We start from the raw sequence: 22,427 nt of genomic DNA, 5'->3' as shown, positions 1-22,427 counted from the left end.
CGGCTCAGAGGATGTTCGCGTAGTCCGCCTCAATGCGCTCCAGGCTCAGATGGTTGAGGAAGTTGGAGAAGCACATCCAGGCCGACAAGGCGTTGAGATCGCGGAACTGCGGCGGCAAATAGAGCGGCGGGATCACCAGACCTTCATCCACCAGCTGGCGCAGGGTGCGCATGTCCTCCAGGGTGGTCTTGCCGCAGAACAGCAGAGGGATCTGCTCCAGACGCCCCTTGCGTACCGCCAGCTGGATGTAGTTGTAGATGAGGATGAAGCCCTTCAGGTAGGACAGATCCTTGGTGAACGGCAGTCCATCCGGGGTCGAGCCACGGAACACCCGGCTGGCGCTGCCGTAGCTTTCCTCCATGCCGTAGCCCTGGTCGCGGTAGAAGCGGTAGACCTCCATGAAGTCCGCGCCCTCCTCGGCCATGTGGATGGCCCGGGTGCGGTTGGTCAGCTTGCGCAGGCGCACCGGATAGGAGGCGAAGGCGATCACCTCCATGAGGATGGCCAGCCCTTCCTGAGTCACCGTGGACGACGGCGGGCCCTTGGCCAGGAAGGTACAGATCGGCTGGTTGAGGCCGTTCAGGGTGGTGCCGACGTGGACCAGCCCTTCGTGGACCTCCAGGGCGCGCACGTCGCGCTCGTTGAACATGGCGTCGCTGCGCACCTTGATGTAGTCGGCGCCGGCCGCCGCGTCGGCGACTATGCCGTCGGACTCCAGGACACGAATGGCGTCGTCGCCGAACACCGCGCTCAGGCGGCTCTGCAGGATCTCCACGGCGTCCTTGGCGGTGAGGGTCTTGGGCTCGTCCTCCAGGTCGCCGCGCTCGGCGATGTTGTTCAGGTAGTCGGAGAGCATCAGACCCAGGTCGGCGAGGGTCGGGTCGCCGGCGTGGAAGGCGTCCGAGGCGGCACCGTAGAGCTCCTGGGAGATCAGCCCGAAGTCCTGGGTGCCGCGTGCCTCGAGCATGCGGATCACCATGCGGTACTCGCGGCACATGCGGCGCATGATCTGCCCCACCGGGTTGAACTGGCCGAGCAGACGGGTGATGTCCCGCTCGATGTTCTGGAACTCGCGCTTCTTGGCCTCCGGGTCGAAGGCCAGCGGCCGGCACTTGAGGTAGTAGTCGCGGTCCACCCTGGGCGGTTGCTTGCCCTGGTGGGTGTAGAAATCCTGGCGGATGGCGTCGTCCCACTTGATGGCATCCAGCACGCGGATCGGCGCCTGGGCCTCCACCAGGCGGTCGGAGAGCGCGCGGATGGTCAGCTGGTACTCGTCAAACACGACGTGATCGTTCATCCCCATGCAGACCGCCCCGTCACTGACCGACGCGCTGAAAGCGCGCCGCCTCGACGAACACGTCGGCGTTGGCCGGATCGTCCAGATAGGCGAGCACCTCGGCGAGCGGGCTGGTCAGCAGCGCCCCGTCGCCCTCCGGGGTGTCGAAGCTGAGCCCCTGCAGGGTGCCGCTCTGCAGCTCCTGCTGGATGCGATCGACGTCCAGGCTGTAGAGCACCAGCTCGTTGTCGCGGGTCAGCTCGAAGCCGGCGATGGCGAAGTTGGCCCCGAGACTCTGCGGCAGACCCACCGAGATGTACCAGCGGTCGCCGTGGTGGGCGACGGTGAAGCCGTATTCCTTGAGGCTCTCCAGGTCGTCCGGACTGTTCACGTAGGTGATCGCCTTGTAGACGTTGGAGCCGGCCCGGCTGATCTCCAGGTACTGCTGCTCTCCCCACTCGTTGCGCCGCGTCCACTCGCCGAGCAGCGGAATGGGCGCCGCCTCGTTGGCGGGGATCGGCTCCCGGAGGGTCACCAGGCAACCGCTCAACAGCAGGAAGGACATGGCGAACAGCAGACGCCAGGCTTTCATTGCGCACTCCTTGTGATGGCTCGGACCGGCCTCGGTACCCTTGGTTATTAACCCTAGCAAAGGTTGCCCCGCGACTCGCTCCGAAAAGGGTCAGGTTTCGGTCCCTGAATGCGACGGCCCCCGCTACCACGGGGGCCGGAAGACGGGCCTAGAGCCCCAGCACCAGATACATGTAGCGCTTGAGGATGGCCAGCATGTCCACGTTGTCCAGGTGGTCCACCCCATCGATGAGGCCCTGATATTCCATCTCCTCGATGATGGCCGTCAACACCTTGGCATCCTGCTCCGGCTGCCGCGAACCGAGCACCTCGAAGAAATGGTTGACGCCTTGCAGGAGAATGCGCCGGTGGGCACGCAACAGCTCGTGGAGGCGCGGATTGAGCAGCGCCTCCTGCTGGAAGGCACGGTCGGCGAGCAGCTGGTCGCGGCGGCTGAGCAGTTGCTGGCGCACGTAGGCCACCGCCAGGACGGCGATGTCGTCGGCCAGGCGCCGGCGCGACTCCGGGCTGCCGTCCATCTGGCCGACCTTCTCCTGCAGCAGGCCCTCGGTGGAGCCCCAGAACTTCGCCATGTCCGCCGCGCTGCGCTCGACGAACTGGGCGAAGGTGTCGGTGATCAGGTCGTTGATGTCCTTGAAGTAGTAGGTGGTCGCCGACAGCGGCACCCCGGCCTCGGCGGCCACCGCCCGGTGGCGCACCGCGCGCACCCCGTCGCGAACGATGATGCGCATGGCGGCGTCGAGAATCGCCTGGCGGCGCTGTTCGCTTCCCTGCCGGCTGGTCTTGCGCCCCTGGTACCGAACGCTTTCGGCAACGCTGCTGGCCACCCTGGCCGCGCGGTCTGGGCTGGAGGATTGCGACACTGTGCTGTTCACCTCGATCGGAGGGGGCTCTCCGTTCATTGTGGCGGAGAGTGGTCCGGAAGCAATGCGGGCCCCGCAAGGACGCCAAAGCCGCCCGAAGGCGGCTTTGGCAGTTTCCCGTCAGGCCTGCGGGCGCATGTGCGGGAAGAGGATGACGTCGCGGATCGACGGCGAATCGGTGAGCAGCATCACCAGGCGGTCGATGCCAATGCCCTCGCCGGCGGTCGGCGGCATGCCGTACTCCAGGGCGCGCACGAAGTCGGCGTCGTAATGCATGGCCTCGTCGTCACCGGCATCCTTGTCCTTGACCTGCTGCATGAAGCGTTCGGCCTGGTCCTCGGCGTCGTTCAGCTCGGAGTAGGCGTTGGCGATCTCGCGGCCGCCGATGAACAGCTCGAAGCGGTCGGTGACGCTCGGATCGTCGTCGGAACGGCGGGCCAGCGGCGACACTTCGAACGGATAGCGGGTGATGAAGGTCGGCTGCTCCAGCTTGTGCTCCACCAGCTCCTCGAAAATCATCGTCTGCAGCTTGCCCAGGCCCTCGAAGCCCTTGACGTCGGCGCCGGCCTGCTTGGCGATGGCCCGGCATTTATCGATGTCCTGGAGGTCGGCGGCGCTGATCTCCGGGTTGTACTTGAGGATCGACTCGAACACCGACAGACGGGCGAAGGGCTCGCCGAAGTGGAACACCTTGCCCTGGTAGGGCACGTCGGTGGTGCCCAGCACGGCCAGGGCCAGCTCGCGGAACAGGGCCTCGGTGAGGTCCATGTTGTCCTCGTAGTCGGCATAGGCCTGGTAGAACTCGAGCATGGTGAACTCGGGGTTGTGTCGGGTCGACACGCCCTCGTTGCGGAAGTTGCGGTTGATCTCGAAGACCTTCTCGAAGCCGCCGACCACCAGGCGCTTGAGGTACAGCTCCGGGGCGATGCGCAGGTACATGGGCATGTCCAGCGCGTTGTGGTAGGTCTCGAAGGGCTTGGCCGCGGCGCCACCGGGGATGGTCTGCAGCATCGGGGTTTCCACTTCGAGGAAGCCGCGCTCGCCGAGGAAGCGGCGGATGTGGGCGATCACCTGGGAACGCACGCGGAAGGTATGGCGGGTTTCCTCGTTGACGATCAGGTCGACGTAGCGCTGGCGGTAGCGCTGCTCGGTGTCGGTCAGGCCGTGGTGCTTGTCCGGCAGCGGGCGCAGCGACTTGGTCAGCAGGCGCACGTTGCGCATGTCCACGTACAGGTCGCCCTTGCCGGAGCGGGCCAGGATGCCCTCGGCGGCGATGATGTCGCCCAGGTCCCAGGTCTTGATGGCTTCCAGGGTCTCGGCCGGCAGCTCCTTGCGGTTGACGTAGACCTGCAGTCGGCCGCTCATGTCCTGGATGACCATGAAAGCGCCGCGGTTGAGCATGATACGCCCGGCGACCTTGACCGGCACGGCCAGCGCTTCCAGCTCTTCCTTGCTCTTGTCGGCGTACTGCTTCTGCAGCTCGCCACAGTAGCTGTCGCGCCGGAAGTCGTTGGGGAAGGCGTTGCCCTGCTTGCGGATGGCAGCCAGCTTTTCCTTGCGCAGGGCAATAAGCCGGTTTTCTTCCTGTTGCAGTTCGTGCTGGTCGAGAGGTTGGTCGCTCATGTCGTCTGTCTGCTTGGCGTATCTTCAAAGTGAGTGGTGGGCAGGAGCGCGCCGCCGTCCGACGGTCGCTCCTGCACGGGCTTCTGGCATCAGAGGCCCTGCTTGAGGCTGGCCTCGAGGTATTCGTCCAGATCGCCGTCGAGCACCTTGTCACAATCGCTGCGCTCCACGCCGGTGCGCAGGTCCTTGATGCGCGACTGGTCGAGCACGTAGGAGCGGATCTGGTGGCCCCAGCCGATGTCCGACTTGGAGTCCTCCAGGGCCTGGGCGGCGGCGTTGCGCTTCTGCATCTCCAGCTCGTACAGCTTGGCGCGCAGCATCTTCATGGCGCGGTCCTTGTTGGCGTGCTGGGAGCGCTCGTTCTGGCAGCTCACCACGGTGTTGGTCGGCACGTGGGTGATGCGCACCGCCGAGTCGGTGGTGTTCACGTGCTGACCGCCGGCACCCGAGGAGCGATAGGTGTCGATGCGCAGGTCGGCCGGGTTGATCTCGATCTCGATGTTGTCGTCGATTTCCGGCGACACGAACACCGCGGTGAACGAGGTGTGGCGACGGTTGCCGGAGTCGAACGGGCTCTTGCGCACCAGTCGGTGCACGCCGATCTCGGTGCGCAACCAGCCGAAGGCGTACTCGCCCTTGATATGCACGGTGGCGCTCTTGATGCCGGCGACCTCGCCCTCGGAGAGCTCGACGATCTCGGTGTCGAAGCCGTGCTTGTCGGCCCAGCGCAGATACATGCGCAGCAGCATGTTGGCCCAGTCCTGAGCCTCGGTGCCGCCGGAGCCGGCCTGGATGTCCAGGTAGCAGTTGTTGGGGTCCATCTCGCCACTGAACATGCGGCGGAATTCCAGCTTCTCGAGGATCTCGCGGAGGCGCTCGACCTCCACGGCGACGTCGTTCACCGCGGACTCGTCGTTCTCCTCCACGGCCATGTCCAGCAGGTCGCGGGAGTCGGCCAGACCACTGCTCAGCTCGTCCAGGGTTTCCACCACCTGGGCCAGCTGGGCGCGCTCGCGACCGAGATTCTGCGCGTACTCGGGATTGTTCCAGACGTTCGGGTCTTCGAGTTCGCGATTGACTTCGATCAGACGGTCATGCTTCTGATCGTAGTCAAAGATACCCCCGAATGATCTGGGTGCGCTCGGACAGGTCCTTGATGCTATTGAGGATCGGATTGATTTCCATGGCTGTCGGCACTCACGTTGGAACATGTGAAAAGCCAGCGAGTATACCCCAGTTGCGCCGCCCTGGCAGCCCGCCGCCGGGCGTTCCGCAAGCCTTCAGCGGGGTTTATCGAGCGGCCTGGCCAGGGTGATCTGGGGGGCTCGGACCGGTCCGCGGACGTTGTACTGCACGGCGGCGAAACGCGACACCCGGTCGCCGAGCAGCTTGTCGACCACGAACAGAGCCCCGCCGACGGCCGGCGCCCCGACGATCAGCGCGGCCAGCGGCAGGTTGCTGGTCAGCGGCAGGTTGACCAGCAGCCGCGCGTCCATCTGATCGCTGACCAGGTCCAGGCGGCCGTCCAGTTCCAGGTTGCTGGACGGCCCCTCGAGGAGCAGCGGCTGCTCGGTGTGGTAAACGCCGTCGCTGGCCTGCAGGCGGCCCTTGACGCGGTCGTAGCTGAGGCCGCGGCCGAGCAGATCGGAGAAGTCCAGGCGCAGTCGGCGGCCGATGGCATCGAAGTTGAGCAGGCCGAACACCCGCAGGGCCTGGGCGCCGCCCTCCACCTCGACGAACTGGCCACGGCGCAGGCTCGGTTCCAGGCTGCCGCTGAAACGCTTCAGCGCCACCCAGGCCGGCGAGCCCGGCCAGCGGCCATCGACGTCCAGGCGGAAGCGTTCGCTGGTGACGTTGGGGGCGAAGTTCCAGGCCTTGAGCACGTCGGCCAGGTTCCCGCCCTGCAGGCGGCCCTGATAGCGCGTGCGAGTCTGTCCTGCCGTGCCCTCCCACCAGGCATTGCCACCGACCTTGAGCCCCTTGAGGTCGAGGTCGAGGTCCGCGAAGCGCACCCCCTCCCCGGTCGGCCGCAGCTTGAGGGCGAAGGTACCGAGCAGGTCGTCGCCACGGAACAGCTGGGCGATGCGCAGATCCACCGCCGGGATCTGCCGCGGATCTACCGCGGCCAGTGGGTCAGGACGGTCCTCGTCCCCCTCCCGCGGCGGCTCGGCTGGTGGCAGGCGCAGGTATTCCAGGTTGATGGCGATGGGCGCGCCCTGATCGTCCGGTTTCAGCGCCCGCCCCTTGATCTTCGGGTTGTCGAGGCTCAGCGACCAGCTGTCGTCGAATCGGCCGAGACGCACCGCCAGATCCTCCAGGCTGGTGCCGAAGCCCTGGAAGCGGTCGATGCGCAGATCCACGCCGCGCAGCAGGTTCGGGGCGACGTTCACCTCGGAGAGCGCCTGCCGCCTGGCGACCTCCTGCCAGGCACTGGCATTCACCTCCGCCAGGCGGCCGCGGACCTGCAGACCGGGTGCCTTAGGCAGGGTGGGCAGGCCGCTGCCGAACAGCAGCTCGCCGCGCAGCCTCTCCGGCTGGCCCGCAGGCATGACCGCGTCCAGCTTGGCGAAACCGCCGTGATTGACCCGATAGCGCCGCTCCGGGCCGCTCAGGCTCATGCGCAGGCGGGTGGCGCGTTCCTCGTTGGCGGCCTTGGCGAAGGGCGGCGGCAGATCGATGGCCAGGCCCTTGAGACTGGAGTCGATGCGCAGCTCGCTGCCGGCGCCGTCGAGGATCACCGCCAGGCTGTAGGGCAGATTGCCGGAAGCCGGCAGCCGGGTCTTCAGCTCCAGCCAGTCGGTCAGGCTCTTCAGGCTGACCTGGCCGCTCGCCTCGATGCGCGTACGCGGCCGGCCGTCGCGGCGCTCCACCAGCGCCTTGCCGCGCACCGCGCGACCGAAGGCCTGGGCGCGGATCTCCGGGGCGCTGAGGCCGAGGGCGGTGTCGTAGCTGAAGTCGCCCCGGATCTGGCTGAGCGCCAGGGCCGGCTTGCCGAGGGTCAGCTGCGCGCCGTCCACCGTGAAGTCCACCGCCACTCGCGACTGCTCGCCCTTGCGCAGCGGAATGTCCAGCTTCAGGCGGCCGTTCACCGCGCCACTGCCCGACCAGTCGGTGAAGATCTTCTCGGTGCCGATGGGCGCTTCCTTGAGGATCTTCAGAGCATCCTCCACGCTGCCGTGCACCGCGCCGTCCAGCTGCAGGTGGGCCACCCGCCCGGGGACGATGGGCACCTCGGCGAACACCTCGCCGACCCGGCTGTCGAGGATGCGCCCTTCGGCCAGACGGATCCGCACGCCCTGGTCCTCGACGATCACCTGGCCGCGCGCGCCGGTCAGCTCCGGCCAGCCGGGCTGGAAGGCCAGCACCGCGTCGCGGACGTCGAAGAACAGGCTCATGGCTCGCGCCGCCGGCTCGGCGCCCTGGTTCACCGAGCCCTGGAACTCGAAGTAGCCGGCGTTGACCGCACCGCTGCGGATCGCGGTCTTCAGCCATTCGGCCAGCACCGGATTGAAGCCCGGCGCCAGGGTCGGCAGGTAGCGCTCGGTGAAGCGGGCGTCGCCGTTGCGCATGCCGACCCGCAGGTCCAGATAGTCCTCCTCCGCCGGATCGCGGCGCAGGCGCAGCAGCATGTCGGCGACCAACTGGCCCTCTTCGCCGTCGACCTGCGCATAGGGCAGCACCAGGGTGAAGGCCTGGTCGTCCAGCGCCCAGCGCAAGGTCCCGGCGGCCTTGCGGTAGCGCCATGGCTCGGGGAACAGGCGGTGCAGATGCAGGACGAAATCGTCCCCGTTCAGGAGCAACTCGCCGCCCGCTGCGCTGCCAGCGATGCTGCCGCTGACGTTCTCGGCGCCGGGAATCGCCTGGTAGGGGGAGAAAGCCACGCGGTCCAGGTTGGCGGCGAAGCGCAGCCGCTCCAGAGGGGCGGCGGCGGGCAGGTAGTCGAGGCTCAGGTTGCGCAGGGTGCCGCGCGGCGCCAGGCCGGCCAGGTAGGCGTCGAGCTGCTCCGGCAATGGCAGGAGGGCGCGCACCACCGGCAGCAACGGGGTCAGGTGCAGGCGGTCGGCGCTCAGCCGCCAGCGCGAGCCGGACTCGGCGTCGCGCTGCTCGCGCAGGCTCAGGCGCACCTCGCCCCAGCGCGTCTCGCCCAGGCTCACCGCCAGGGAGTCGACCAGCGCGCGCAGGCCGTCGCGCCCCTCGTCGAGGTAGGCAGTCAGCGACAGGTCAGCCAGCGCCACCTCGGGCCGTCCGGCATAGGCGCCAGCGATGCGCGGCGCGTGCAGGCGCAGCACGCCGTGCTGCAGGCGCGCCCGCTCGAGCCTGAGCCACAGCTCGCCGCCGGCGCGCAGCTCGCGGAGGTGCCAGTCACGGGTCAGCCCGGCCGGCAGCCAGGCCGCCCAATCGCTCTGCGGCAGGCTGGCGTAGAGCTCGACGGCGGAACGGCGCCAGTCCTCGCCATCCAGGCGGGTGCGCAGGCTGAAGGCCAGCGGCTGGCCGTCCGGCAGGCTGAAGCGGCCGTCCAGGCGCTGCCGGCTACCACTCTGCAGGCTGAGGTTGATTCCGGTGAGGCTGAACGGCTCGGTATCCGGCAGCTCGATGCTCAGTCGGCTGTCCAGCAGCGACAGCCGGGCGATGCGCCCGAGCTGGGCCAGGGCGCGATTGGGGTCGAGCGGCCGCTCGCCCTGCCCGAGCTTTGGAATGCCCTCCAGGCGCCAGGCGCCGTCACCGTCCTGATGCAGAGTAAGGCTCAGCCCCTGCAGGGTCAGCGATGCAAGGCGCGGCTGGCGCTCCAGCAGGCTGCCCCAGATGTCCGGGACTACCAGGATGCGCTCCAGGCGTACCCGTTCGTCCCCCTCACCGATCTCCACATCGTGGGCGTAGATCAGCGGCGAGAAGCGTTCCCAACGTCCCTCCAGATTGCCGATGCGCAGCGGCAGACCCAACGCCTGGCGGGCGTGCTCCTCCAGCGCGGCGCGGTAGTCGGCCACCCAGGGCACCAGTTCGCGGCCGAGACTGACGTAGAGTGCGGCCAGCACCAGCAACAGGGCACACAGGCCGAAGGCCCAGCGCTGCAGCGTGACCAGCCAATCGCCCAGCCGCGCCATGTCAGATCGTGCTCAGGGGCTCAGAGCAGCACGACATCGTATTGCTCCTGGGAATACATGGTTTCCACCTGGAACTTGATGGTCTTGCCGATGAAGGCTTCCAGGTCGGCGACGTTGCCCGACTCCTCGTCCAGCAGGCGGTCGACCACCTTCTGGTTGGCCAGCACCCGGTAGCCCTCGGCCTGGTAGGCGCGCGCCTCGCGGAGGATCTCGCGGAAGATCTCGTAGCAGACGGTCTCGGCGGTCTTCAGCTTGCCGCGCCCCTGGCAGCTCGGACAGGGCTCGCAGAGGATCTGCTCGAGGCTCTCGCGGGTGCGCTTGCGGGTCATCTGCACCAGGCCCAGCTCGGTGATGCCGATGATGTTGGTCTTGGCATGGTCGCGCTCCAGCTGCTTCTCCAGGGTGCGCAGGACCTGGCGCTGGTGGTCCTCGTCCTCCATGTCGATGAAGTCGATGATGATGATCCCACCCAGGTTGCGCAGACGCAGCTGGCGGGCGATGGCGGTGGCCGCCTCGAGGTTGGTCTTGAAGATGGTCTCCTCAAGGGTGCGATGGCCGACGAAGGCGCCGGTATTGACGTCGATGGTGGTCATCGCCTCGGCCGGATCGATCACCAGATAGCCACCGGACTTCAGCGGCACCTTGCGCTCCAAGGCGCGCTGGATCTCGTCCTCGACCCCGTAGAGGTCGAAGATCGGCCGCTCGCCCGGGTAGTGCTCGAGACGGTCAGCCACCTCGGGCATCAGCTCGGCGACGAACTGGCTGACCTTCTGGAAGGTCTCCCGGGAGTCGATGCGCAGCTTCTCGGTGCGCGGAGTGACCAGGTCGCGCAGGGCGCGCAGGGCCAGGGACAGGTCCTCGTAGATCACCGAGGGCGTCGCCGCGCTCTTCATCTGCGCTGAGATCTGCTCCCACAGGCGGCGCAGGTAGCGGATGTCGGCGAGGATCTCGTCGGCCCCGGCGCCGTCCGCCGCGGTGCGCAGGATGAAGCCACCGCTGCCCTCGATACCCTCGGCGGCGACGCAGTCGGCCACCACCTTCTTCAGGCGCTCCCGCTCGGCCTCGTCCTCGATGCGCAGGGAGATGCCCACGTGGCTGCTGCGCGGCATGTATACCAGGTAGCGGGAGGGGATCGACAGGTGGGTCGTGAGCCGCGCACCCTTGCTGCCGATGGGGTCCTTGGTGACCTGCACCACCAGGCTCTGGCCCTCGTGGATCAGGGCGCTGATCGGCTCCACCGCGTTGCCCTCGCGGCTGGAGATTTCCGAAGCATGGATGAAGGCGGCGCGCTCCAGGCCGATGTCCACGAAGGCCGCCTGCATGCCTGGCAGCACCCGTACCACCCGGCCCTTGTAGATGTTGCCGACGATCCCGCGGCGCTGGGTACGCTCGACGTGCACTTCCTGCAGGACGCCGTTCTCCACCACGGCCACGCGCGACTCCATCGGCGTGATGTTGATCAGGATTTCTTCACTCATGCGGGGTCCCTTTCTGCCAGCATGGAACGCCAAACTCAGCCAGTAGTTCCGCAGTTTCGCACAACGGCAGGCCGACCACCGCCGAATAGCTGCCGTGCAGGGCGCGGACGAACACCGCGGCGAGTCCCTGGATGCCGTAGCTGCCGGCCTTGTCGCGGGGCTCGCCGGTCTCCCAGTAGGCGGCGATCTCGGCGTCGCTCAGGGGGCGGAACTCCACTCGGCTGGCCACCACCCGGGCCTTGCAGCGTCCCGATGCGGCCAGCGCCACCGCAGTGAGCACCAGGTGCTCGCGGCCGGACAGGGCCTGCAGGGTAGCCAGGGCGGCGGCGCGGTCGGCAGGCTTGCCGAGGATGCGGCCATCCAGCACCACTGCGGTGTCGGCACCGAGCACCACGGCCTCGGGATCGTCCAATTGGACCAGGCCGGCCTGGGCCTTGGCGCGCGCCAGACGCTCCACGTAGGCCTCGGGCGCTTCGCCAGGCAGGGCACTTTCGTCGATTTCCAGCTTGAGGACGCGGAAGGGCACGCCGATCTGCGCGAGCAGTTCGCGGCGGCGTGGCGAGCCGGATGCGAGGTAGAGCATGGACCCTCTCCCTGTTGGTCGATGCGCCGGTGGCGCCGCTTCAGTGGATACCGAGGCGCTGCTGGAGGCCGCGCAGGATGGCTGCGACCCAGGGCCAGAGCAGCGCACTGACCAGCGCCGGCAGGATGAACGCCAGGGTCGGCGGGCGGTTGCCGGTCAGCGCGTTGAGCCACAGCTGCACCAGCTGGGCGATGCCGTAGACCACCAGGAGCACCAGGCTCTGCTGCCAGAGCGGGAACATGCGCAGGCGCTGGTGCAGGCTGAGCACCAGAAAGATGATCAGGGTGAGGATCAGCGCGTTCTGGCCGAGCAGCGAGCCGTAGAGCACGTCCTGCAGCAAACCCAGCACCCAGGCGGTGGTCATGCCCACCCGGTGCGGCAGATAGAGAACCCAGTAGGACAGAAAGAGCGCGACCCACAGCGGTCGGCCGATCTCCATGAAAGTGGGCAGCGGGGCGACGCCGAGCAGCAGTGCGAGCACCAGGCTCAGCCAAATCACCCAGCCGTTACGCGGCCGTTGCACGCTCACTGGGCACCTCCCGGCTGGTTGGACGATGTCGAGGGCGCCTGCGGCTGCGCCGGGGCCTGCTGCGGCGCTTCGCCCGCCTGGACAGCGTCGCCGGCGGTCGGCGCCTCGCCGGGCTCGGTTTCCGCGGCCTGGCCGGCGCGCTGCTGGTCCTGCTCGGCGCGCGCCTCGGCCTCGGCGGAGTCGCTGGCGCGCTGCTCCGGGGTGCGCTGGTCGGAAAACACCAGGAGCATGTAGCGGCTACGGTTGAGCGCCGCAGTGGGCACCGCACGGACGATGGCGAACGGCTGCCCGGAGTCGTGGATCACTTCCTTGACGGTGGCCACCGGGTAACCGGCCGGAAAGCGCTGGTCGAGGCCCGAGCTGACCAGCAGGTCGCCTTCCTTGATGTCGGCGGTATCGGCCACATGGCGCAGCTCCAGGCGCTCCGGGTTGCCGGTGCCGCTGGCGATGGCGCGCAGGCCGTTGCGGTTGACCTGCACGGGAATGCTGTGGGTGGTGTCGGTGAGCAGCAGTACCCGCGAGCTGTAGGGCATCACCTCCACCACCTGGCCCATCAGGCCACGGGCGTCGAGCACCGGCTGGCCGAGGAACACCCCGTCACGGCTGCCCTTGTCGATGATGATGCGGTGGGTGAAGGGGTTAGGGTCGACGCCGATCAGCTCGCTGACCAGCACCTTCTCATCGACCAGCGCCGCCGAGTTGAGCAGCTCGCGCAAGCGCACGTTCTGCTCGGTGAGGGCGGCCAGCTTCTGCAGGCGGCGCTGCATCAGCAGAGCCTCGGCCTTGAGCTTCTCGTTCTCGGCCAGAAGTTCGCTGCGGCTGTTGAACTGTTCGGTGACGGCATCCCACAGGCGCACCGGCAGGCCGGCCACCCAGTAGAAGGGGGCGACCACCAGGCCCATCTGGCTACGCACCGGCTTGAGCACCTCCAGACGCGCGTCGACCACCATCAGCGCGACGGAAAGCACGGCCAGCACCAGCAGGCGCATGCCGAGCGAAGGTCCCTTGGTGAATAGCGGTTTGATGGCGAGTACCTCGCAGCCGCAGGTTTACAACCGGGAGCGGCAAGCTGGCGGGGGTGTTCCGGCTACAGCTTGCGGCTCGTGCCCCAATGCCGAACATCGCCACGATCCTGCGAAGCACCGGAGATACGGTCAAGAGACGGCCAGGCCGTCTGCGGATCCACGGACGGCGGGCAGCCATTCGGCAACGGCCGCCCTCCCCCTGTCATCCTGCACGCTACCCGCCTACCGCTCGCGACTTTCAGCAGCTCGTGGATCCGCGCCTGCCGCTTATTCCGAAGACAGCAGGTCCATGCTGTGGCGGTCCATCATTTCCAGCGCCTTGCCGCCGCCACGGGCCACGCAAGTCAGCGGGTCCTCGGCGACGATCACCGGCAGGCCGGTTTCCTGGGCCAGCAGCTTGTCCAGATCGCGCAGCAGCGCGCCGCCGCCGGTCAGCACCAGGCCGCGCTCGGCGATGTCCGAGGCGAGTTCCGGCGGGGACTGTTCCAGGGCGCTCTTGACCGCCTGAACGATGGTCGCCAAGGACTCCTGCAGGGCTTCCAGCACTTCGTTGGAGTTGAGGGTGAAGCTGCGCGGCACGCCCTCGGCCAGGTTGCGGCCGCGCACGTCGACTTCGCGGATCTCGCCGCCCGGGAAGGCGGTGCCGATTTCCTGCTTGATGCGCTCGGCGGTGGATTCGCCGATCAGGCTGCCGTAGTTGCGGCGCACGTAGGTGACGATGGCCTCGTCGAAGCGGTCGCCGCCGACCCGCACGGACTCGGCGTAGACCACTCCGTTCAGGGAGATCAGGGCGATCTCGGTGGTGCCGCCGCCGATGTCGACGACCATCGAGCCACGGGCTTCCTCGACCGGCAGTCCGGCACCGATGGCCGCGGCCATCGGCTCCTCGATCAGGAACACCTCACGGGCCCCGGCGCCCAGGGCGGATTCACGGATGGCGCGGCGCTCCACCTGGGTGGACTTGCAGGGCACGCAGATCAGCACCCGCGGGCTGGGCTGCAGGAAGCTGTTCTCGTGCACCTTGTTGATGAAGTACTGGAGCATCTTCTCGCAGACGCTGAAATCGGCGATCACCCCATCCTTCATCGGACGGATGGCGGCGATGTTGCCCGGCGTACGGCCGAGCATGCGCTTAGCCTCGGTACCCACGGCGACGACGCTCTTCTGGTTGCCATGGGTACGGATGGCGACGACCGACGGCTCGTCGAGGACGATGCCGCGATCGCGCACGTAAATCAGGGTATTGGCCGTTCCCAGATCGATGGACAGATCACTGGAAAACATGCCACGCAGTTTTTTGAGCATGGGATAACCCTAGGGAACGCGTGGATAAAAATGCGCAGGTAAAAAAGTGCGGCAAACTCTAACAACCACGGGCCTTTTGGGCAACCCGAGCGGTGTGCTAAATTGCCGTCTTTTCCGGGCCTTACGGCACGATTTCGCGGCCTATGACCACGCATGCGGGGTTCCGTTCCCCGCCCGCTGTCCCTCCGCCCGCTTGTTCTGGAGATTTCCCATGGCGCTAGAACGCTCCGAGGTGGAAAAGATCGCCCATCTGGCCCGACTGGGCCTGGACGAGGCGGACATTCCGCGCACCACCGAAACCCTCAACAACATCCTCGGCCTGATCGACCAGATGCAGGCCGTCGACACCGACGGCATCGAGCCGCTGGCCCATCCGCTGGAAGCCACCCAGCGGCTGCGCCCCGACGAGGTCACCGAAACGGACCACCGCGAGGCCTACCAGGCCATCGCCCCGGCCGTGGAGAACGGCCTCTACCTGGTGCCGAAAGTCATCGAATGAAGGAAAGGGTTCCCATGCATCACCTGACCCTGGCCGAGATCAGCCGCGCGCTGGCCGCCAAAGAATTTTCCGCCGTCGAGCTGAGCCAGGCGCTGCTGGCGCGCATCCGCCAGCTCGACCCGCAGCTCAACAGCTTCATCACCGTCACCGAGGAGCTCGCCGAGTGCCAGGCGAAGGCCGCCGACGCCCGCCGCGCCGCCGGCGAGAACGGCGCCCTGCTCGGCGCGCCGATCGGCCACAAGGACCTGTTCTGCACCAAGGGCGTACTGACCAGCTGCGCCTCGAAGATCCTCACCGGCTTCAAGGCCCCCTACGACGCCACCGTGGTCGAGAAGCTGGCTGCCGCCGGCACCGTGACCCTCGGCAAGCTGAACATGGACGAGTTCGCCATGGGCTCAGCCAATGAATCCAGCCATTACGGCCCAGTGAAGAACCCCTGGGACCTGGAACGCGTACCCGGCGGCTCCTCTGGCGGCTCGGCCGCGGCGGTGGCCGCGCGTCTGCTGCCGGCGGCCACCGGCACCGACACTGGCGGCTCGATCCGCCAGCCGGCGGCGCTGACCAACCTCACCGGCATCAAACCCACCTACGGCCGCGTGTCCCGTTGGGGGATGATTGCCTACGCCTCGAGCCTCGACCAGGGCGGCCCGATCGCCCGCACCGCCGAAGACTGCGCCCTGCTCCTCGGCGCCATGGCCGGCTTCGATCCCAAGGATTCCACCTGCCTGGACCAGCCGGTGGACGACTACCTGGCGGCGCTCAACCAGCCGCTCGCCGGCCTGCGCATCGGCCTGCCCAGGGAATACTTCGGCGAGGGCCTGGACAGCCGCATCGGCGCCGCCGTGCTGGCGGTGGTCGAGGAGCTGAAGAAGCTCGGCGCCACGGTCAAGGACATCTCCCTGCCGAACCTCAAGCACGCGATTCCCGCCTACTACGTGATCGCCCCGGCGGAAGCCAGCTCCAACCTATCGCGCTTCGACGGCGTGCGCTTCGGCTACCGCTGCGAGAACCCGCAGAACCTCGAGGACCTCTACAAGCGCTCGCGCGGCGAGGGCTTCGGTGCCGAGGTCAAGCGGCGCATCATGGTCGGCACCTACGCGCTGTCGGCCGGCTACTACGATGCCTACTACCTGAAGGCGCAGCAGATCCGCCGGCTGATCAAGAACGACTTCGTCGCTGCTTTCGAGGAAGTCGACCTGATCCTCGGGCCGACCACTCCGAACCCGGCCTGGAAGCTCGGCGAGAAGGCCAACGACCCGGTCTCCGCCTACTTGGAGGACATCTACACCATCACCGCCAACCTCGCCGGCATCCCGGCCCTGTCGATGCCTGCCGGCTTCGTCGACGGCCTGCCGGTCGGCGTGCAGCTGCTCGCTCCCTACTTCCAGGAGGGCCGTCTGCTCAACGTGGCGCACCAGTACCAGCAGGTCAGCGACTGGCACCAACGCGCCCCGGCCGGCTTTTGAGGCATGGCGCCGCCCGGCGGCCCTCCCGCTCGTGGGTAGCGGGAGAGGCGCGCCGCAGGCCACACAGGATTGAGGAATACGCAGATGCAATGGGAATCCGTGATTGGGCTTGAGATCCACGCCCAGCTCAGCACCCGCTCGAAGATCTTCTCGGGCAGCGCCACCACCTTCGGCGCCGAGCCCAACACCCAGGCCAGCCTGATCGACCTGGGCATGCCCGGCACCCTGCCGGTGCTCAACGCGGAAGCGGTGCGCATGGCCGTCAAGTTCGGCCTGGCGATTAACGCCGAGATCGCCGAACGCAACGTCTTCGCCCGCAAGAACTACTTCTACCCGGACCTGCCCAAGGGCTACCAGACCAGCCAGTACGAGCACCCGATCGTCGGCAAGGGCTACCTGGACATCACCCTGGAGGACGGCACGGTCAAGCGCATCGGCATCACCCGCGCGCACCTCGAGGAGGACGCCGGCAAGAGCCTGCACGAGGACTTCCACGGCATGACCGGGATCGACCTGAACCGTGCCGGCACCCCCCTGCTGGAGATCGTCTCCGAGCCGGACATCCGCTCCGCCAAGGAGGCGGTGGCCTACGTCAAGGCCATCCACGCGCTGGTCCGTTACCTGGGCATCTGCGACGGCAACATGGCCGAGGGCTCGCTGCGCTGCGACTGCAACGTCTCCGTACGCCCCAAGGGCCAGGCCGAATTCGGCACTCGCGCCGAGATCAAGAACGTCAACTCCTTCCGCTTCATCGAGAAGGCCATCAACTACGAGATCCAGCGACAGATCGAGCTGATCGAGGACGGTGGCAAGGTCATCCAGGAAACCCGCCTGTACGACCCGAACAAGGACGAGACCCGCTCGATGCGCGGCAAGGAGGAAGCCAACGATTACCGCTACTTCCCCTGCCCCGACCTGCTGCCGGTGGTCATCGAGCGCAGCTTCCTCGAGGAGGTGCGCGCCCAGCTGCCGGAGCTGCCCACCCAGAAGCGCGAGCGTTTCCAGAGCCAGTTCGGCCTGTCCGCCTACGACGCCAGCGTGCTCTCCGCCAGCCGCGAGATGGCCGACTACTTCGAAGCGGTACAGCAGGTCTGCGGCGACGCCAAGCTGGCCGCCAACTGGGTGATGGTCGAGCTGGCCAGCCTGCTCAACAAGGAAGGCCTGGAGATCGACCAGTCGCCGGTCTCCGCCGAGCAGCTCGGCGGCCTGATCCTGCGCATCAAGGACAACACCATCAGCGGCAAGATCGCCAAGATGGTCTTCGAGGCCCTGGCCAACGGTGAAGGCGCCAGCGCAGACGAGATCATCGAGCAGAAGGGCCTCAAACAGGTCACCGACGCCGGTGCCATCGACAAGCTGCTCGACGAGGTGCTGGCCGCCAACGCCGCCCAGGTCGAGCAGTACCGCGCCAGCGACGAGGCCAAGCGCGCCAAGATGTTCGGCTTCTTCGTCGGCCAGGCCATGAAGGCCTCCAAGGGCAAGGCCAACCCCGGCCAAGTGAACGAACTGCTGAAGAAGAAGCTCGAAGGCTAGGGCTGAACGCGAGGCCGGCCGTGGCGACCCGCCGGCCTCTCGGCCCCAACGATCTCACCAGACCGATGGGACACCGCATGTTCAGAACACTCCTGCTTCTCAGCTTCGCCCTCTGCCTGGCCGGCTGCGCCAGCCTCGGCCCCGGCGGTCACTACGACGAGACCGGCAAGGCCTCCTGGTACGGCGCCAAGCACCACGGCAAGAAGACCGCCAGCGGCGAGCGCTTCGACCAGCACGCGCTGACCGCCGCCCACCGCACCCTGCCCTTCGGCACCCGGGTTCGGGTCACCAACCTCAACAACGACCGCTCCGTCGTGGTCCGCATCAACGACCGCGGCCCCCACGTCCGCGGCCGGATCATCGACGTCTCGCGCAAGGCCGCCGAACGCCTAGGCATGCTCGGCAGCGGCGTTGCCCCGGTGCGCGTACAGAGCCTCAGATAGACCTTTGGGAGATCAGCATGAGCGAACAGAAGAGCGCCGGCGAACAGGTACGTCGGGCAGTGATGGGCGATGCCTTCGTCGACCGCGCGCTGCACAACGCCACCGAGTTCAGCCGGCCGCTGCAGGAATTCGTCAACGAGCACGCCTGGGGTGGGGTCTGGACCCGAGAGGGGCTGGACCGGCGGACCCGTAGCCTGATCACCCTCGCCGCGCTGACTGCCCTGAAGTGCCCGCAGGAGCTCAAGGGCCACGTGCGCGGCGCACTGAACAACGGCTGCACGGTGGAGGAGATCCGCGAGGCGCTGCTGCACTGCGCGGTCTATGCCGGGGTGCCGGCCGCCATCGACGCCTTCCGCGCCGCCCAGGAAGTGCTGGCCGAGCTACAGCCCGGCGCCTGAGAACCCGGGGGCGCGATCCCGCAGCGTCAGTCGGCCGCCGTCTCCGCGGCCGGTTCCGGTTGCGGCAGCTCCAGCACCGGGCGCTCGTCGTCCAGACGCATCAGGGTGCCCTCCACCACTGCGCCGTTCTCCATGCTCAGCTGACGGTAGCGGATGTTGCCGCACACCCGGGCGTTGGAATGCAGCTCCAGGAGGTGCTCGACGCACAGGTCGCCAACGATGGTGCCGTCGATCAGCGCGTCGTAGCAGCACACCTCGCCCTCGATCTGACCACCCGCGGTCAGCGCCAGCAGACTGGTGCTGCCCTCCTTGTGGCGCACGTTGCCACGGATCCGCCCGCTGACCTTGAGCCCCTCGGTGAACTCCACGTCACCGACCAGCGTGAGGTTGTCAGAAACCAGGCTGGAAAAACTGTCGATGGCCGGGCGCGGGGCCGCCTTCTTGGAACGAAACATCCTTTCCTGTACTCCGGTAAAGCTAGGGGTTGTCTTTCTGCTTGCGGAAAAACGCCAGCTCGGTGCTCAGCCGCTTCACCCGGGCGGACAGCTCGGCGTTGCGGCGCACCAGCTGGCGCTCGGCGGCCTGCGCCTCACGGTGCAGCAGCCGGCTCTCCTCCAGGCTGGCCTTCAGCTGGCGGTTTTCCTCGCGCAGCGCGGCCAGCTCCGCGGCCTGCTCACGGCGCTCGGCGAACCACAGGGCACCGACCAGCAGCGGCAGGCCAAGGGCCAGCAGCCACAGTCGCCGACGCCCCTGGCCGACCATCAGCAGACGGTGATCGCCGCGCACCAGATGGCGGGTCGAACGCCGCCTAATCGAGCGCAACGGCACCGCCGTGGCTCTCCAGGCTGTCCAAGGCCAGGAAGCGCTGCGGATCGACGAAACGTCCGTTCTTCATGACCTCGAAATGCAGGTGCGGGCCGGTGGAGCGGCCGGTGGAACCGACCTTGCCGATCTGCTGGCCGGGAGTGACCACCTGGCCGACCCGCACCTGGATGCTCGAGAGGTGCGCGTAGCGGGTCACCAGGCCATTGCCGTGGTCGATCTCCACGCGCTTGCCGTAGCCGCCCCAACGGCCGGCGGCGCGCACCTTGCCGCCGGCGGAAGCACGCACCGGCGAGCCGCTGGGCAGTGCGAAGTCCACCCCGGAATGGAAGGCCAAGCGACGATTGAAGGGGTCGACGCGGTTGCCGAAGGTGGAGCCGATCCGCCCCTGCTCAACCGGGCGCCACGAGGGGATCGCCAGCAGCGCGGCGTTGCGGGTCGTCACACGCTCCAGCAGGTCGTCGAAGCGGGCGCGTACGCAGCGCACCGCGGCCTCGCTGCGGCGCAGCTCGTCCAGGGCATCGGCATGGTCCGGCCAAACCTCCTCGGTGCAGCCGCGCGGAGCCAGCAGCACGCCGCCCTTGCCGGCGTCATCGTCCGCGGCGACATTCGCCGGCGTCGGCAGCAGGCCGGGATCGACCCGGGAAACCTGCTCGCTCAGGGTCTTGTGCTCCTCCAGCATGCGCTGCAGGGCCAGGGCATCGGCCTCCAGAGACTTGACCCGGCCGGCCAGCTCGCCAAGGCGGGCGACGGTGAAGCTGCTTTCCGCGCTGGACGGCGCGCCGTGTGACTCCGCCGCCAGCGGTTCCGCGCCCCGCTCGGCCCCGCGCCCGAGCCAGTAGCCACCGGCGAAAGCGAGAAGATTCAGCGCCAGGGAGAGGACCAGCACGGGCCCCAGCACCCGCCGCAGGTCCACCACCCGGTTAGCTCCACGGATCAGAGCCCGACTGGAGGGAGGGAACAACTTCATACTCGATACCCTTGGGTCTGTTGCCTGACCTGTTCAGCGGAGGTGGACTCTGCCACGCCCCGCGCGACAGTTCTGCGGGCCAGTGACCAGTCGCGGACATCCCGCGAACTTTTTCCCCAGACTGCGGCCCAGGCCGCAAAACGGCGTGCTTGAGCCTTGCCGAGGCGGTCCCGCCCGGCGCCGGCGCGGAGTCTACTGGCTGAGCGCGCGCCATCGAACCCCTTTCCGACGATTCGCACCTCGCCGGGACACTTTGCCGCACGGGCTAGATCCAGCCGCCCCACTGCAGGACGAAGAGGCCAAGGTTGGTGGTCAGCGCCGCGCCCAGGGTGGTCAGCACGATGATCGCCGCCGCCAGCTCGGCATTGGCGCCGGCCGCCCTGGCCATCACGAAGCTGGCCGCCGCGGTGGGGCTGGCGAAATAGAGGAACAGGATGCCCAGCTCGGCGCCGCGGAAGCCGCAGGCGAAGGCGCCGAGGGTGCCGAGCAGCGGCAGCCAGACCAGTTTCATCAGGCTGGCGCTGAGCGTCAGGCCGCTGCTGGCGCGCAGCGAGGCTAGCGACAGGCTGCCGCCGATGCAGATCAGCGCCAGCGGCAGGGTCAGTTGCGCCAGGTACTCGCCCGAGGTGGTCAGCCAGGCCGGCAGGCAGATCTGCCAGTAGGCGAACGGAAAGGCCGCCAGCACGCCAAGGATCAGCGGGTTGCGCAGGATGCCCCCGAGCAGGCTCCAGAGCCCCACCCTGCCGGCCGGGTTGTAGTACTCGAGGATCAGCACCGCCAGGCTGTTGTAGGTGACGATCATCACCCCGCCCAGCACCCCGCCCAGGGACAGGCCGTAGTCGCCGTACAGACTGGCCGCCAGGGCCAGGCCGATGATCCCGTTGTTGCCACGGAACGCGCCCTGCACGTAAACCCCGCGGTCGGCGCGCGGCACGCGGAGGATCGCCCAGCCCCAGGCGAGCAGGAAGCCGGCCAGCGTGGCCAGCACGAAGTAGCCGAGCAGCGCCGGCTGCAGGGAGGTGCGCAGGTCGGCATGGAGGATGGCGAGGAACAGCATCACCGGCATGCTGACGTTGAACACCAGGGCCGAGGCGGTGCCTATGAAGGCGGCGTCGATCTGCCTCAGATGACGCAGCAGCATGCCGAGGCACAGCATGGCGAACACCGGCGCGGTGATGGCGAGGATCTCGGAAATGAGGGCAAGCATGGCTGGGCACTACGAGGATGGAAGCCGCCGATGATAGCAGGCCGGCCCGAGCCCGCAGCGTCACGGCCGCTCAAGAGCGGAGGCTGGCGCCGCCGGGACGGCACGCCCGGCGGTTCAGCGGGGATCGCCCGGGGAGTCCGGGCTGGAAGCTCAGCGGCGCACCGGACGCTTCTGCAGCTTGCGCTGCAGGGTACGCCTGTGCATGCCCAGAGCCCGTGCGGTGGCGGAGATGTTGCCGTTGTGCTCGGCGAGCACGCGCTGGATGTGCTCCCACTGCAGGCGATCCACCGACATGGGGTTTTCCGGCACCAGCTTCTCGATGTCCACGTGCTCGGAGACCAGAGCGGTCAGCACGTCATCGGCGTCGGCAGGCTTGCACAGGTAGTTGGCGGCGCCGCGCTTGATGGCTTCCACGGCGGTGGCAATGCTCGAGTAGCCGGTGAGGATCACCACGCGCATCTCCGGGTCCAGGGCCAGCAGCTTGGGCAGCAGGACCAGGCCGGAGTCGCCCTCCATCTTCAGGTCGAGCACCGCGTAGTCGGGCACGTCCTGCTCGGCGAGCGCCAGCCCCTCCTCGGCGGAACTGGCGATCGACACGCGCAGGCCGCGGCTGGTCATCGCCCGCGCCATCACCCGGGTGAAGGTAGGGTCGTCGTCGACCAGCAGCAGATGGGGCTGCTCTTCGCCTTCGTGCAGGTTGCTTTCGTCGCTCAT

Annotated in this window: 21 protein-coding genes; 5 read left to right on the top strand and 16 right to left on the bottom strand. The window is 67.8% G+C overall.

Annotation, left to right across the window (positions count from 1 at the left end):
• Positions 1-4 precede the first annotated feature (4 nt).
• The 11 genes from H165_RS0109355 to mreB form a co-directional block, all read right to left on the bottom strand.
• Positions 5-1,297 carry a flavohemoglobin expression-modulating QEGLA motif protein gene (locus tag H165_RS0109355; protein WP_017938673.1) on the bottom strand — a complete coding sequence of 431 codons (1,293 nt, stop codon included), beginning with the start codon at positions 1,295-1,297 and terminating at the stop codon, positions 5-7.
• Between the two features lie 19 nt (positions 1,298-1,316).
• On the bottom strand, positions 1,317-1,868 hold the full coding sequence (locus H165_RS0109350) for a hypothetical protein (RefSeq protein WP_017938672.1): 552 nt from the start codon (positions 1,866-1,868) through the stop codon (positions 1,317-1,319).
• Between the two features lie 148 nt (positions 1,869-2,016).
• A complete protein-coding gene (locus tag H165_RS0109345) occupies positions 2,017-2,769 on the bottom strand; it encodes a TetR/AcrR family transcriptional regulator (protein WP_017938671.1) in 753 nt (250 codons plus the stop codon).
• Positions 2,770-2,850: 81 nt separating this feature from the next.
• The gene (gene lysS, locus H165_RS0109340; RefSeq protein ID WP_017938670.1) at positions 2,851-4,353 is read right to left on the bottom strand and encodes a lysine--tRNA ligase; all 1,503 of its coding nucleotides are present in this window, start codon (positions 4,351-4,353) and stop codon (positions 2,851-2,853) included.
• 89 nt (positions 4,354-4,442) lie between these two features.
• Positions 4,443-5,538, bottom strand: a protein-coding gene (prfB, locus tag H165_RS0109335; protein ID WP_155943600.1) for a peptide chain release factor 2 whose coding sequence is annotated in 2 segments (ribosomal slippage) — positions 4,443-5,465 and positions 5,467-5,538 — 1,095 coding nt in all. Because the reading frame shifts where the segments join, the coding sequence is not laid out codon by codon here.
• Between the two features lie 95 nt (positions 5,539-5,633).
• Positions 5,634-9,455, bottom strand: coding sequence for a YhdP family protein (locus tag H165_RS0109330; protein ID WP_017938668.1), 3,822 nt, complete (start codon positions 9,453-9,455; stop codon positions 5,634-5,636).
• A 20-nt stretch (positions 9,456-9,475) separates the two neighbouring features.
• Positions 9,476-10,933 (bottom strand): ribonuclease G, encoded by a 1,458-nt coding sequence (gene rng / locus H165_RS0109325; protein WP_017938667.1) that lies wholly within the window; start codon positions 10,931-10,933, stop codon positions 9,476-9,478.
• Entirely contained in the window at positions 10,926-11,516 is a 591-nt protein-coding gene (locus tag H165_RS0109320) for a Maf family protein (RefSeq protein WP_017938666.1), read from the bottom strand. The genes rng and H165_RS0109320 overlap by 8 nt, the downstream gene beginning before the upstream one ends.
• A 40-nt stretch (positions 11,517-11,556) precedes the next feature.
• Positions 11,557-12,045, bottom strand: coding sequence for a rod shape-determining protein MreD (mreD, locus tag H165_RS0109315; protein ID WP_017938665.1), 489 nt, complete (start codon positions 12,043-12,045; stop codon positions 11,557-11,559).
• Positions 12,042-13,034, bottom strand: coding sequence for a rod shape-determining protein MreC (mreC, locus tag H165_RS0109310; RefSeq protein ID WP_017938664.1), 993 nt, complete (start codon positions 13,032-13,034; stop codon positions 12,042-12,044). The genes mreD and mreC overlap by 4 nt, the downstream gene beginning before the upstream one ends.
• Positions 13,035-13,337: 303 nt before the next feature.
• Entirely contained in the window at positions 13,338-14,375 is a 1,038-nt protein-coding gene (gene mreB, locus H165_RS0109305) for a rod shape-determining protein MreB (RefSeq protein ID WP_026146499.1), read from the bottom strand.
• Between the two features lie 211 nt (positions 14,376-14,586).
• On the opposite strand from mreB, the gene gatC reads away from it, so the two are divergent.
• The 5 genes from gatC to H165_RS0109280 all read left to right on the top strand — a co-directional run bounded on the left by gatC (position 14,587) and on the right by H165_RS0109280 (position 18,714).
• Positions 14,587-14,874 (top strand): Asp-tRNA(Asn)/Glu-tRNA(Gln) amidotransferase subunit GatC, encoded by a 288-nt coding sequence (gatC, locus tag H165_RS0109300; RefSeq protein ID WP_017938662.1) that lies wholly within the window; start codon positions 14,587-14,589, stop codon positions 14,872-14,874.
• A 14-nt stretch (positions 14,875-14,888) separates the two neighbouring features.
• Complete coding sequence (gene gatA / locus H165_RS0109295) at positions 14,889-16,340, top strand: Asp-tRNA(Asn)/Glu-tRNA(Gln) amidotransferase subunit GatA (RefSeq protein WP_017938661.1); 1,452 nt, start codon at positions 14,889-14,891, stop codon at positions 16,338-16,340.
• Positions 16,341-16,424: 84 nt separating this feature from the next.
• Positions 16,425-17,873: an Asp-tRNA(Asn)/Glu-tRNA(Gln) amidotransferase subunit GatB gene (gene gatB, locus H165_RS0109290; protein ID WP_017938660.1), complete on the top strand. Its 1,449-nt coding sequence runs from the start codon at positions 16,425-16,427 to the stop codon at positions 17,871-17,873.
• Positions 17,874-17,950: 77 nt separating this feature from the next.
• Positions 17,951-18,316: a septal ring lytic transglycosylase RlpA family protein gene (locus tag H165_RS0109285; protein WP_017938659.1), complete on the top strand. Its 366-nt coding sequence runs from the start codon at positions 17,951-17,953 to the stop codon at positions 18,314-18,316.
• Positions 18,317-18,333: 17 nt separating this feature from the next.
• Complete coding sequence (locus H165_RS0109280; protein ID WP_017938658.1) at positions 18,334-18,714, top strand: carboxymuconolactone decarboxylase family protein; 381 nt, start codon at positions 18,334-18,336, stop codon at positions 18,712-18,714.
• A gap of 26 nt (positions 18,715-18,740) precedes the next feature.
• On the opposite strand, the gene H165_RS0109275 is transcribed toward H165_RS0109280, so the two are convergent.
• From H165_RS0109275 to H165_RS0109255, 5 genes are all read right to left on the bottom strand, one after another.
• Positions 18,741-19,169 (bottom strand): bactofilin family protein, encoded by a 429-nt coding sequence (locus H165_RS0109275; RefSeq protein WP_017938657.1) that lies wholly within the window; start codon positions 19,167-19,169, stop codon positions 18,741-18,743.
• 22 nt (positions 19,170-19,191) lie between these two features.
• Complete coding sequence (locus H165_RS0109270) at positions 19,192-19,536, bottom strand: hypothetical protein (RefSeq protein WP_248681204.1); 345 nt, start codon at positions 19,534-19,536, stop codon at positions 19,192-19,194.
• Positions 19,523-20,506, bottom strand: a complete 984-nt coding sequence (locus H165_RS0109265; RefSeq protein WP_026146497.1) for a M23 family metallopeptidase — start codon at positions 20,504-20,506, stop codon at positions 19,523-19,525. Before H165_RS0109265 ends, H165_RS0109270 begins: the two co-directional genes overlap by 14 nt.
• A 265-nt stretch (positions 20,507-20,771) precedes the next feature.
• Positions 20,772-21,713, bottom strand: a complete 942-nt coding sequence (locus H165_RS0109260) for an AEC family transporter (RefSeq protein WP_017938654.1) — start codon at positions 21,711-21,713, stop codon at positions 20,772-20,774.
• Positions 21,714-21,863: 150 nt separating this feature from the next.
• Positions 21,864-22,427, bottom strand: a complete 564-nt coding sequence (locus tag H165_RS0109255; protein ID WP_017938653.1) for a response regulator transcription factor — start codon at positions 22,425-22,427, stop codon at positions 21,864-21,866.

Origin of the sequence: Pseudomonas thermotolerans DSM 14292 (assembly GCF_000364625.1) — a bacterium.
Classification (GTDB): domain Bacteria; phylum Pseudomonadota; class Gammaproteobacteria; order Pseudomonadales; family Pseudomonadaceae; genus Aquipseudomonas; species Aquipseudomonas thermotolerans.
This window is presented reverse-complemented; position numbering and strand designations above follow the sequence as displayed.